Raw genomic sequence first — 12,745 nt, 5'->3', positions numbered from 1 at the left:
CCAGCATATTGCCCTGGTGATCCGCAATGGAACCGGCATGAGTTCCATCTCTGCCTGTCTGGGCCAGGTCGCCCACGCAACCCAGTCCGTCCAGGCAAACCCGGCAGAAGACCGCACGGAAATAGGAGACAAGGAATCTCTGGCCCAATTGTTTCGTGCCCTGGCTTGCTGGTGGGTGGATGGCGATGGCGAACGTATCGACTCGATGCGGTTGATCGAACTGGCCCGCCGCGCAGAATCCCATGGCTACCGCTGGATTGCGGCAGAAGCCTGGGAACTCCTGGAACGCATGCAGCCCGGTGGGCTCGTGCACCATGCCACCCATTTGCACCAGGAAATGGGGTCGCTCACCCTGGTTCCTGCCATTCGCCGTCAACCCTTGTGGGAGCGAGCACTGGGCGCGCTGGAGCGACTTGGGGAAGAGTTGGGTGAAACCGCGACGCCAGTCCGGCAGCAGCGGTTTTATTGGGCACTCAGTCGCCCTTCCAACGGCCGCACCTTTCTCATCGAAGCCCGTGAACAGAAGCGTCAGACCCATGGATCCTGGAGTGCCAGCAAAGCGATCACTTTTCAGCGTCTGATCAATGCGACCCAGGAACTGGAAGGTCTCACGGATCAGGATAAAACCGTGATCGCTTACCTGAGAAACGCCCTGGTAGACCAGAAGCCCCACGACAAACGTTTTGTTGCACCCCAGGCCCTGCGCCTGCTGATGGGACATCCGCTGGTATTCTGGGGACACGACCTTCAACGTCCCGTGGAACTCGTGGCAGGACGTTTCGTCCTGACCAGTGGGCATGACCGCCATCATTGGTACCTGCAACTGGAACCGCAGATTCCTGTAGGCGAGGATTTGTGGATCGAGCAAGAGTCGTCCCACCGGTTACGTCTCTATGCGCTGACCGATGAGGAAATCCGTCTGCGCGACATTCTGGGTGATTTGGGACAACAGATCCCCGTCAATCAGGAGGAGCGCGTTGTCTCCCTGCTCAAGACCCTGACCCCCCGTTTTCTGGTGCAAGGTGATCCGCCCACGCCCGCCAACCTGTTCCTGTCGGACGCCTCCCTCCTGTCGCTCTATGCGTTGCTGTCTCCTCATCCCCAGGGGATACATCTGGCTCTGGTGGTCTATCCTCTGGGAGAATCCGGGGCCTCCTTCATTCCCGGAGCAGGGCATGCCTTTTGTATCGAAGGGGAGAGTGACAGCGCGCTGAAAGGTGTGAGGCGTGCGCTGGATGAAGAGCGTCGCCGCGCCCAGGAGATCTTCGATGCCTGCCTTCCCTGGCTGGCTCCCGCCGACCTTCCTTTTACGGGGATCAGTCGTCACCCCGCAGCAGCCTGTGAAATCCTGACGTTACTCAAGGCGATGGGGGAATCCGCCGTGCATCTGCGCTGGCCGGCGGGAGAAAGTTTACGGATCCGGGGAGAAGCGCACCTTCCCCAAATGGCCCTCCAGATCCACACCCGGGGAGACTGGCTCAAGATTTCCGGGGGAGTACGTGTCGATGCCCATACCGTATTGGAACTCAAAACCCTCATGGCCGCGGCAAAACATTCGGACTGCCGTTTCGTGGCCTTGTCCGATGGTCAATTCGTTGCGTTGAGTGAAGGCTTGCTGGATCGAATTCGGGGACTGGCCAGCCTGTCTCATGAAGAAGACGCCGGAGAGCTTCAGATCCATGCCCTCGCTGCGCCGCATCTGTCCCAACTGATCGAGCAGGAAAGCGCCGCAATCACCGACCAACGTTGGATCGAATTGCTGTCTCGGCATGAATCCCTGAGTCAGTGGGAACCCCAGATCCCCCCCACCCTCCAGGCGGAATTGCGTGATTACCAACGGGCGGGATTTGTCTGGATGGTGCGTCACGCCGAAGCAGGAGCGGGGGCCTGTCTGGCGGATGACATGGGTTTGGGAAAAACGCTTCAGACCTTGGCCTTGCTCCTTTACCGAGCCCCATTGGGGGCGGCCCTGGTGGTTGCGCCGACCTCGGTTTGCGGCAACTGGGTCCAGGAGGCCAAACGGTTTTCTCCCACTCTGGACCTGCATTGGCTCTGCGTAGGCGGAAAAAACCAACTGTCAGACCTGGGCCCGAATTCCCTGGTCATTCTGAGTTACACCCTGTTCCAGCAAGAGATGGAGATGATCAGCAGTCACCATTGGGCCACTTGCGTGCTGGATGAAGCCCAGGCCATCAAGAACCCAAGCACCAAGCGTTCGCAGGCGGCCATGAAGATTCGTGCGGATTTTCGCCTTCTGACCACGGGAACCCCCATTGAAAACCACCTCGGGGAATTATGGAACCTGTTCCGTTTCATCAATCCTGGCCTGTTGGGAACCCTGGATACGTTTACGGAAAAGTTTTCCCACCCCATCGAGCGGCATGGAGATGCCGAAGCCCGGGAACAATTGCGCCGCCTGATCCAACCTTTCATCTTGAGGCGTACCAAGTCCCAGGTATTGACCGAATTGCCCCAACGTACGGAAGTCACGCTGCAACTGGAGGCCACTCCTGAAGAACAGGCCATGTACGAAGCGGTCCGTCTCGAAGCGCTGGAGAACACCACTTTGCCGGGTGATGAACAACCCAATAGAATCAAGGTATTGGCAGGAATCATGCGGTTGCGGCGGGCCTGTTGCCATGGCGCCCTGATTCTCCCCGATCGGCCCTGGATCTCCACCAAGATTACCGCGCTCATGGAAATCCTGGAAGAGTTGAAGGAGAGTGGGCACCGGGCCCTGGTCTTCAGTCAGTTCGTGGACTATCTCACCCTGATTCGACAGGCCCTGGAAGAGCATCACATCACCTATCAGTATCTGGATGGGTCCACCCCCTCCGCCGAGCGAAGTAAACGTGTCAAATCCTTTCAGGACGGCACGGACGACATCTTCCTCATCAGTCTCAAGGCCGGTGGGGTAGGGCTCAACCTCACCGCAGCGGATTACGTCATTCACATGGATCCCTGGTGGAATCCCGCGGTAGAGGACCAGGCATCGGACCGCGCCCATCGCATGGGGCAGACTCGACCCGTGACGGTCTATCGATTGATCATCAAGGATTCCATCGAGGAAAAGATCGTCGCCCTGCATGAACGCAAGCGCAACCTGGCAGACAGTTTGCTGGAGGGCGCTGGGGAAACCAGCACCCTCAGCACTGAAGAGTTGATCGGTCTCCTGCAGGATCAGCCGTGCAAGGGTTTGTAACGTAAGCGACGGGGCCGCGCGCCTTCTTCCCCCAGACGCTTCTTCTTGTCAGCTTCGTATTCCTGATAGTTGCCGGTAAAGAAGGTCACTTGCGAATCGCCCTCGAAGGCCAGGATGTGGGTGGCGATTCGATCCAGAAACCAGCGATCATGGGAGATGACCAACACGGCGCCGGCAAATTCCAGCAGGGCATCTTCCAGTGCGCGCAGGGTTTCCACGTCGAGATCGTTGGAAGGTTCGTCCAGGAGCAGGACGTTCCCTCCCCGAATCAGGGTTTTGGCCAGATGCAGACGACCCCGTTCTCCGCCCGACAGGTTTCTTACGATCTTTTGCTGGTCTGCCCCCTTGAAATTGAATCGTCCGATATAGGCACGGGAGGGCGTTTCATACTTGCCCACGGTGAGCAGGTCCGAGCCTCCGGAAATGAATTCCCAGACGGTTTTATCCCCGTCCAGGGTTTCCCGTGACTGATCCACATAGGAAAGATTGACGGTGGAACCGATTTTGATGGTACCGGAATCTGGCGTTTCCTGACCGACGATCATGCGAAAGAGCGTGGACTTGCCGGCTCCGTTAGGACCAATGATGCCAACGATGGCACCGGGCGGAATGGTCAGGCTGACATTGTCCAGGAGCAGACGATCCCCGAAGGATTTCGTGACCCCCTCGAGCTCGATGACGGAATCGCCCAAACGTTCGCCCACAGGAATAAAAATTTCCTGGGTTTCATTACGCTTCTGGTACTCCTGCGAATTCAGTTCCTCGAAACGTGCCAGACGTGCCTTGGATTTGGCCTGACGACCTTTCGGGTTCTGACGGACCCATTCCAGTTCCTTGTGAATCGCTTTCTGGCGTGCAGATTCCTGGGACTCTTCCTGTTTCAGGCGTTCTTCCTTCTGACCAAGCCATGAACTGTAGTTGCCCTTCCAGGGAATACCGTGCCCCCGGTCCAGCTCCAGAATCCACTCGGCGGCATTGTCCAGAAAATATCGGTCATGGGTCACAGCCACCACCGTACCTGGAAAACGCTGTAAAAACTGTTCCAGCCAATCAACGCTTTCTGCATCCAGATGGTTCGTGGGTTCATCCAGCAGCAGCATGTCGGGTTTGGAGATCAGCAGTTGACAGAGAGCCACACGACGTTTTTCCCCGCCGGACAGATTGCCGATCTGCGCTTCCCAGGGAGGAAGGCGCAGGGCATCGGCAGCAATGTCCATTTGTAACTCGGCGCTGTGCCCGTCAGCCGCACTGAGAATGGCCTCGAGCCGTGCCTGTTCCGACGCCAAATGATCAAAATCCGCATCGGGCTCGGCATAAGCCGCATAGACGGCCTCCAATGCCGCACGCGCCTCGATGACCGAACCCAGACCTTGCTCTACGGCCTGGCGAACGGTTAATTGAGGATCCAGTTTGGGTTCCTGGGGAAGATAGCCGATTTTGAGCCCGGGCTGGGGAGTGGCCTCACCTTCAATGTCCCGGTCGATGCCCGCCATGATTCTGAGAATCGTGGATTTACCCGAACCATTCAGTCCGAGTACCCCGATTTTCGCCCCTGGGAAAAAACTCAGCGAGATATCCTTGAGAATCTGTCGTTTGGGGGGGACAATCTTCCCCACTCGGTTCATGCTGTAGACGTACTGAGCCATAGAATTGAGATGCCCCTTTCCGAAAAGAGTGACAGATTACCATAGACGAAGTACACGGAACCATTTCCTGCGGTTAAAGTCTACCCTCGCGAGTTATAATCGCAGGTGTCCGAAGTTCCCGACCTATTCGTGAGAGAGATCAACCAACATGATGCACAAACATTATCTGACAGTTACCCTGTGTTCCCTGACTTTGGCGCTTGTATCGGGCTGTTCCTCGCCGGGGCTGGGGGGCAGCGATTATACCAGCACGGAAGTGCGCGGTGAGCAGTCGGTCCGACTGGGGACGGTAGAGAGCGTGCGCAAGGTCCACATTCAAAGCAGTGAACCGGGCATATTGGGCGCTCTGGGCGGCGGTGTGGCTGGAGCCGCACTGGGAAGTACCATTGGAGGGGGCAACGGCAATGCGGCAGCAACGGTTTTAGGCGCACTGGCCGCCGGAGCGGCGGGCAACGCGGCTCAAAATGCCTTGTCCACTGAAAACGGAGTGGAAATCACGATTCGACTGGACAGCGGTTACGTGATTGCCGTCACTCAGGGAGCCGATGAAGTTTTCCATGTGGGTGATCGCGTACAGGTATTGGGGGGAGGAGGGGCCACCCGGGTCACCAAATTGGACCCTCGTTCCGACCTGAGCCCGAGGTCCAGCGCACCCCCATCGGGGAGCGGCACGGCACCGACCAGTGGAGGGCAGTCACAAATTCATTATTATTGCCCGGACAGCAACGCTTACTATCCTGCCGTCCCCACTTGCAAATCCCCCTGGATGAAAGTGGTGCGCTGATCAATTCCTGTCCGGGTTGACCGCTCCAGCAGGGATTTCTGGAGGCCCCATCTGCGGATGGGGCTTTGTTGTCCCTTCGCATTTAACATAATATACATTATACGCAATGTGCGTATGTGATGGGGTTTTGACGCGAAACGACAAGGTATTGGTACAATGCACCTTCATTGTTCCCCATGTGCGAGAATCCCATGATTAAGGAGTCAGTATGATTTTTGTGACTGGAGGTGCTGGTTTCATCGGTGCTAATTTTGTTTTGGACTGGCTGGATCTCCAGGATGAACCCGTACTGACCCTCGATAAACTGACTTATGCCGGAAACCGGGATAACCTGGCCAGCCTCGATCAGGATCCGCGCCATACGCTGGTGGCAGGCGATATTGGAGATACGGCCCTGGTCCGTGCCTTGTTGAAGTTGCACCAGCCCCGCGCCATCCTCAATTTTGCGGCCGAAAGCCATGTGGACCGCTCCATTTACGGGCCGGCGGACTTCATTCAAACCAACATCGTCGGCACCTTTCATCTTTTGGAATCGGTACGCGCTTACTGGAATGAATTGGGAGGGGAAGAACGCAAGAATTTCCGTTTCCTGCATGTCTCCACCGATGAGGTTTATGGTTCCCTGGCACCTCAGGACCCCGCCTTTTCCGAATTTACGCCCTATGCGCCAAATAGCCCCTACTCCGCCTCCAAAGCCGCTTCCGATCATCTGGTGCGTGCCTGGCACCATACCTACGGATTGCCCGTCCTGACCACCAACTGTTCCAATAACTACGGGCCCTACCAGTTCCCGGAAAAGTTGATTCCCCTCATGTTGCACCAAGCCCTGACTGAAAAACCCCTGCCGGTCTATGGAGATGGTCAGAATGTACGGGACTGGCTCCATGTCAGTGACCATGCCAGCGGCATTCGCCGGGTGCTCGAAGCCGGACGGGTGGGAGAAACCTACAATATCGGCGGAAATAGCGAATTGGCCAATCTGACCGTGGTCAAAGCCCTTTGTGATGCACTGGATCGACATCGCCCCTCGGCGCTGGGCCCCCGCCGTCGACTCATACAATTCGTCACGGACCGACCGGGGCATGATCGTCGCTATGCCATCGATGCCAGCAAGATTCGCCAGGAACTGAACTGGCAGCCTGCCCATACCTTCGATTCTGGTCTGGAACAGACCGTGCATTGGTACCTGACACATCAGGAGTGGAGCGAACGCGTGTTGTCCGGCGCTTACCGTTCCTGGCTGGAACAAAACTACGCGGAACGGAGGCAGGAAGCATGAGAAAGGGCATCATACTGGCGGGCGGTTCCGGGACCCGCCTCTACCCCGCCACCCAGGTCATTTCCAAGCAATTGCTGCCCGTGTACGACAAGCCCATGATTTACTATCCGCTGGGTACCCTGATGCTGGCGGAGATCCGCGACATCCTGATCATTTCCACGCCTCAGGATACCCCACGCTTTCAGCAGTTGCTGGGAGATGGCAGCCACTGGGGAATGAATCTCGAATATGCCGTCCAACCGGACCCCGGCGGATTAGCACAGGCTTTTCTGATCGGGCGGGATTTTATCCGACATCAGCCCAGTGCCCTGGTATTGGGGGATAATCTCTTCTACGGTCATGATTTCTCCATCAAACTCAGACAAGCGGGAAAACACCCCGAAGGCGCGACGGTTTTTGTTTATCCCGTCAGTGACCCTGAACGGTATGGGGTGGCGGAGTTTGATGATACCGGCCATGTCATCGGGCTGGAAGAAAAGCCCGCTCAACCCCGCTCTCGTTATGCCGTCACCGGTCTCTATTTCTATGATGCACAGGTTTGCGATCTGGCCAGTACCCTGGTTCCCTCGGCGCGGGGCGAACTGGAGATCACCGATCTCAATCGTCTTTATCTCGAACAGCAACGATTGCGCGTGGAAGTGTTGGGACGAGGATTTGCCTGGCTGGACACCGGGACCCACGATTCCCTGCTGGAGGCTGCCCAGTATATCCAGACCGTGGAAAAACGGCAGGGACTCAAGGTATCCTGCCCTGAAGAAATCGCCTATCGTCAAGGCTGGATCGATGCAACCCAACTGGAAAAACTGGCTCTTCCCCTGAGCAAGAATGGCTATGGCGCCTATTTGCGCCAGATCCTGAACGAACGGGTTTTCTGATCATTCATGACGGATGATCAAACTGTATCCCGTTCCTCGAATCGAACGGATCAGCGTATCGGCAGGATTGTACTGGCGCAACTTGCATCGGATGCTCGAAACGGTGACATCCACCGAACGGTCTTCGGCATGCCAGGATCGTCCGCAGACCACATGGGACAGCGTATTGCGCCCCACCACCCGATTGGCGTTCTCCAGCAGACAGAGCAGCATGTCGAACTCACGGTTGGTGAAATGGACTTTATTTCCCGAGGCAATCCACGTGACTTCCCGTTTTTTTCGATCGAGCCCAAATCCAGAAAAATTTATTCCCTTGTCCAGATAAAAGGAAGAAACAGTCAGACGTTCCAGTAAGCGCCGAATCCGAGCCATGAGTTCCCGGATGTCCACAGGCTTGACCAGAAAATCATCGGCCCCCATTTCAATGCCCAGAGCACGGTCCAGAGGCGAGGAATCTTCGCTCAGGATGATGATGCCGAGATCGGGGTAATGTTCGCGCATGAAGCGAATATATTCATAACCATGACCGTTGCTTCCATGATCCTGATTGAGGATCGCCAGTTTAATGGGATGTGTGCGCAACAGTGATTTTGCATCCTCCACATGAGCCGCACGCAAGGTATGGAAAGAAGCAGGGATCAAATGGGATTCAAGGGTAACAGCGCGACGATAATCGGAATCAAGGATCATGATGCATGAATTCATGCCGGCCTCGTCTTTTTATGAGTATGGGATAAAATACCTTGTTCTATCATTCGAGGCAATTCTAAGGGATAAGTTTTTTCGTGACAACTCCTTTCATGTCCCAGCGGCCAGTTCGCCAGAGGATTTCTGCTATGCTTGTCCTCCGCATTACAATCAGATCGATGGACCATGATGGAAGCCGTAAAATCCTTTGAAGCAATTGTTGTGGGCAGTGGCCTGGCGGGAGGTGTCACCGCCCTCGAGTTGGCAGACCATGGCCTCCGGGTTGCCCTCATCACCAAACGGTCCCTGGAGGACGGCGCCAGCCCTCGCGCTCAGGGAGGCATTGCTGCGGCATTGTCGAGTTTGGACAGCATCGATACCCATGTGCAGGATACCCTGATTGCCGGTGCTGGCCTTTGCGATCTCGAAGCCACTCATTTCATTCTTGAGCGGGGTGAGATGGCCATTCACTGGTTAACTCGTCGCGGTGTCCGCTTTACACGGGAAAATGGTGCGTTGCACCTCACCCGGGAAGGCGGACACAGTCAGCGGCGGGTAGCCCATGTGGCCGATGCTACCGGGGCCGCCATTCAGAACACACTGCACCCCCAATTGCGCCAGCATCCGCGTATTCACCTATTCGAGCAGCATATGCTGGTCGATCTGATCACCAGTGAACGGCTCGCACTGCCGGGGCCAAGGCGTTGTGTGGGTTTGTATGCACTGGAGGAAACCAGCGGCGAAGTGCATGCCTTCACTGCCCCGCACACCCTGCTGGCCACCGGCGGTGCGGGCAAGGTCTACCTTTACACCACCAATCCGGACACGGCGACGGGAGATGGCATCGCCGCAGGATGGCGGGCAGGCTGTACCGTTGCCAATATGGAATTCATCCAGTTTCATCCCACCTGCCTGTATCACCCCCATGCCAAGTCCTTCCTCATCTCCGAAGCCGTCCGGGGGGAAGGCGGCATTCTGCGTCTGCCTAACGGTCACCGATTCATGCCTGAGCACGATGACCGGGCAGAATTGGCCCCGCGCGACATCGTGGCCCGTGCCATCGACTATGAGATGAAGCGCCACGGACTGGATTGCGTTTATCTGGACATTACCCATCTGTCCCCTGAGTTCATTCTCGACCATTTCCCGACCATCCATGAAAAATGCCTGTCCCTGGGCATCGACATGACCACCCAACCCATCCCGGTGGTTCCGGCAGCGCACTATACCTGTGGCGGGTTGCGTACCGATCTGCAGGGGCGCACCGATCTGGCCGGTCTGTATGCCATTGGCGAAACGGCCTGCACGGGTTTGCATGGCGCCAATCGTTTGGCCAGCAATTCGCTGCTGGAATGCGTGGTGATGGCCCGGGAAGCCAGCGCCGCCATTCTCTCCCAGCCACCCGCTGCACCATTGCCCTTCATTCCGCCCTGGGACAGCAGTCAGGTCACTGACCCTGATGAGGAAGTGGTCATCTCCCATAATTGGGAGGAACTACGCCGCTTCATGTGGGATTACGTCGGAATCGTGCGCACCGACAAACGGTTGGAGCGGGCGGCTCACCGCCTGAAACTGTTACACGAGGAAATCCTTGAGTTCTATACCAATTTCCATGTCAGTCGGGACTTGCTTGAATTGCGTAACCTTGTGACGGTTTCCCAACTCATCGTCAATTCTGCCCGCCTGCGTAAGGAAAGCCGAGGGCTCCACTACAGCCGGGACTATCCGCTGAGTTTGCCTTCTGCGCGCCCCACCCTGCTCACCCCTCCCTGAATTTCGTTCAGGCAGACCCCAAATGAGGCACCAGCCCTGTCGCCCGTGGCGCGCCGGCTTGTGTGAAGGCCAGCATCCGTTCGATGGGCAAACGGGCCCGATCGATGAGCGCAGGATCGATGGTGACTTCAGGTGTGCCCGAAGCCAGGATGGCGCGCAGATTTTCCAGTCCATTCATGGCCATCCAGGGACAATGGGCACAACTCTTGCAGGTAGCCCCCGATCCGGCGGTCGGCGCTTCGATAAAGACCTTATCTGGATAGGTTTGACGCAATTTATGGAACATGCCGTTGTCCGTGGCCACGATAAACGTCTCCACCGCCGGGTCACCCGCGGCTTCCAGGATGCCTCGTGTGGAACCGACATAATCCGCCAATGCCAGAACCGACCTGGGCGACTCGGGATGGACCAACACCCTCGCCCGGGGCATTTTCGTTTTCAGGTCCGCCAGTTCGGCGGCCTTGAACTCGTCGTGAACGATGCAGGAGCCCTGCCAGGAAAGCAGGTCAGCGCCTGTTTCCTGAGCCACATAGTCCCCCAGATGACGGTCCGGCGCCCACAGGATTTTTTGTCCCTGTTCGTGCAGGTGGCGAACCACGGCTACCGCACAGCCCGAGGTGACCACCCAATCGGCACGCGCCTTGACTGCGGCGCTGGTATTGGAATACACCACCACGGTGCGGTCAGGATGGGCATCGCAAAACGCATGAAAGGCGTCACCGGGACACCCCAGGTCAAGGGAGCATTCCGCCTCATACTCGGGCATCAACACGGTTTTTTCAGGAGACAGAATCTTGGCCGTTTCCCCCATGAAGCGTACCCCGGCCACCACCAGGGTTGTCGCTGGGTGCTGCTTGCCAAACCTGGCCATTTCGAGGGAGTCAGACACCAGACCACCGGTCTTTTCGGCCAGGTCCTGGAGATCGGGATGAACGTAGTAATGAGCCACCAGTACGGCATTTCTCTGGGCCAGAAGACCTTCCAGTTCCGCCAGCAAAACCCGGCGCCGCTCCTGGGAAGGCTCTTCTGACACGCGTGCCCAGGCCGTGGCAAGCCCCTGAGGATTTTCATAATCTACTTTAATACTACAAGTTGACATCCTTGAACCTCATGGAAAAATCGATAGATTTTATATCCTTGGTCAGACTCCCGATGGAAATTCGATCCACCCCCAATTCCGCAATCTGACGCACCGATTCCAGACTCACTCCGCCAGACACTTCGACCCGTGCCCGTCCGGCAACCTGGGTCACGGCTTGTCGTTGCATCTCGTGGGACATGTTATCCAGCATGACCATGTTCGCCCCGGCGCTGAGCGCTTCCTCCAGTTGCTCCAGAGTTTCCACCTCCACCTGGATGAACTTGTAACTTCCCCTGATGCTCTGGGCCAAGGTAACCGCCTGGGTGATGGAGCCCGTGGCTGCAATATGATTCTCCTTGATCAGGATGGCATCGTAAAGTCCCATCCGGTGGTTGGTTCCTCCCCCGACCCGCACGGCGTACTTTTCTGCCAGACGTAACCCCGGAATGGTTTTTCGGGTATCGACGATCACCGCCCGCGTGCCTGCCACGGCACGCACAAACTGGCGGGTCTGGGTTGCGACGCCCGACAGGGTTTGCAAAAAATTCAGCGCGGCCCGTTCGCCGGTCAGCAACGCCCGTGCCGGCCCCTTCAGCGTGGCCACCACCTGGCCGGGCACGACTTCCGCGCCTTCAGCGACCTGCCATTCCACCTGCAACCGGGAGTCCAATTGTCGAAAGACTTCGTTTACCCAGGGTTGACCACACAGAACCGCGCTTTCACGAACCAGGATCCGTGCTTCAGAAACCACGGGTTCCGGAATCAGGAACGCGGTCAGATCCCCTGCCCCCACGTCTTCGGCCAGAGTTCGTTGGACCTGTTTTTCGAGGTGCAAGCGTTGTGCCGTGCTTTCCTGTTGCGTTTGATGGGATTCCATCCATTCCCTTTCTTCCACCTCGCCTCCCTGATAAAATGTACAGCGCAAAACCCCCATTGTCCCAAGGACTGCAGGGGCTTGCAATATGAATCCTGAGAAATTGGGGTAAAATGCGGCTTTTGTTGATTTGAGAAAGCCTACCTGCTTGCCATTGCCTATGTACCAAACCATGCTCAAGGCCAAACTGCACCGCGTCTCGGTGACCCAGTCCGAACTGGGTTATGAAGGGTCCTGTGCCATCGATGAAACTTTGCTGGAAGCGGCGGACATTCATGAATACCAGCAGATCGACATCTACAATGTGAACAATGGAGAGCGCTTCACGACCTACGCCATTCGGGGCGCACGGAATTCCGGCATGATTTCCGTCAATGGCGCTGCTGCCCGCAAGGCTCAGGTAGGAGACCTATTGATCATTGCCGCCTATGCCAGTTACACCCCGGAAGAACTAAAAAACTTTTCGCCACGCCTGGTTTATGTGGACGAACACAACCAGGTCAAGCGCCTGGAGCACGAGATTCCGCTACAAGGCGCTTGAACC

Annotated in this window: 10 protein-coding genes; 6 read left to right on the top strand and 4 right to left on the bottom strand. The window is 56.9% G+C overall.

Going from position 1 to position 12,745, the window contains the following annotated elements; genetic code table 11:
- The first annotated feature begins 37 nt into the window (after positions 1–37).
- A complete protein-coding gene (locus M6F29_RS03610) occupies positions 38–3,202 on the top strand; it encodes a DEAD/DEAH box helicase (RefSeq protein WP_298157584.1) in 3,165 nt (1,054 codons plus the stop codon).
- Here M6F29_RS03610 and ettA read toward each other — a convergent pair.
- Complete coding sequence (gene ettA, locus M6F29_RS03605; RefSeq protein WP_297455096.1) at positions 3,181–4,848, bottom strand: energy-dependent translational throttle protein EttA; 1,668 nt, start codon at positions 4,846–4,848, stop codon at positions 3,181–3,183. The genes M6F29_RS03610 and ettA overlap by 22 nt on opposite strands.
- 148 nt (positions 4,849–4,996) lie before the next feature.
- Between ettA and M6F29_RS03600 the strand changes: the two genes are divergently transcribed.
- The 3 genes from M6F29_RS03600 to rfbA all read left to right on the top strand — a co-directional run bounded on the left by M6F29_RS03600 (position 4,997) and on the right by rfbA (position 7,786).
- On the top strand, positions 4,997–5,632 hold the full coding sequence (locus M6F29_RS03600) for an outer membrane lipoprotein (RefSeq protein WP_297481233.1): 636 nt from the start codon (positions 4,997–4,999) through the stop codon (positions 5,630–5,632).
- A gap of 208 nt (positions 5,633–5,840) precedes the next feature.
- Positions 5,841–6,911, top strand: coding sequence for a dTDP-glucose 4,6-dehydratase (rfbB, locus tag M6F29_RS03595; protein WP_298157583.1), 1,071 nt, complete (start codon positions 5,841–5,843; stop codon positions 6,909–6,911).
- Positions 6,908–7,786 carry a glucose-1-phosphate thymidylyltransferase RfbA gene (rfbA, locus tag M6F29_RS03590; protein WP_297455087.1) on the top strand — a complete coding sequence of 293 codons (879 nt, stop codon included), beginning with the start codon at positions 6,908–6,910 and terminating at the stop codon, positions 7,784–7,786. The genes rfbB and rfbA overlap by 4 nt, the downstream gene beginning before the upstream one ends.
- Here the strand turns inward: rfbA and M6F29_RS03585 are convergent, their stop codons facing one another.
- Positions 7,787–8,491 (bottom strand): response regulator transcription factor, encoded by a 705-nt coding sequence (locus tag M6F29_RS03585; protein WP_297481239.1) that lies wholly within the window; start codon positions 8,489–8,491, stop codon positions 7,787–7,789.
- Positions 8,492–8,659: 168 nt separating this feature from the next.
- On the opposite strand from M6F29_RS03585, the gene nadB reads away from it, so the two are divergent.
- On the top strand, positions 8,660–10,246 hold the full coding sequence (gene nadB, locus M6F29_RS03580) for an L-aspartate oxidase (RefSeq protein ID WP_297481242.1): 1,587 nt from the start codon (positions 8,660–8,662) through the stop codon (positions 10,244–10,246).
- Positions 10,247–10,253: 7 nt separating this feature from the next.
- Here the strand turns inward: nadB and nadA are convergent, their stop codons facing one another.
- Together nadA and nadC are read right to left on the bottom strand one after the other, a co-directional pair.
- Entirely contained in the window at positions 10,254–11,345 is a 1,092-nt protein-coding gene (gene nadA / locus M6F29_RS03575) for a quinolinate synthase NadA (protein ID WP_298157582.1), read from the bottom strand.
- Positions 11,332–12,204, bottom strand: coding sequence for a carboxylating nicotinate-nucleotide diphosphorylase (nadC, locus tag M6F29_RS03570; protein WP_298157581.1), 873 nt, complete (start codon positions 12,202–12,204; stop codon positions 11,332–11,334). The genes nadA and nadC overlap by 14 nt, the downstream gene beginning before the upstream one ends.
- A 157-nt stretch (positions 12,205–12,361) precedes the next feature.
- On the opposite strand from nadC, the gene panD reads away from it, so the two are divergent.
- Complete coding sequence (gene panD, locus M6F29_RS03565) at positions 12,362–12,742, top strand: aspartate 1-decarboxylase (RefSeq protein WP_366525929.1); 381 nt, start codon at positions 12,362–12,364, stop codon at positions 12,740–12,742.
- Positions 12,743–12,745 lie beyond the last annotated feature (3 nt).

This window comes from Ferrovum sp., assembly GCF_027317285.1.
In the GTDB taxonomy this organism is placed as follows: Bacteria; Pseudomonadota; Gammaproteobacteria; order Burkholderiales; family Ferrovaceae; genus Ferrovum.
The sequence above is the reverse complement of the archived record's forward strand: the minus strand, read 5'-3'. Positions and strand labels throughout refer to the sequence as shown.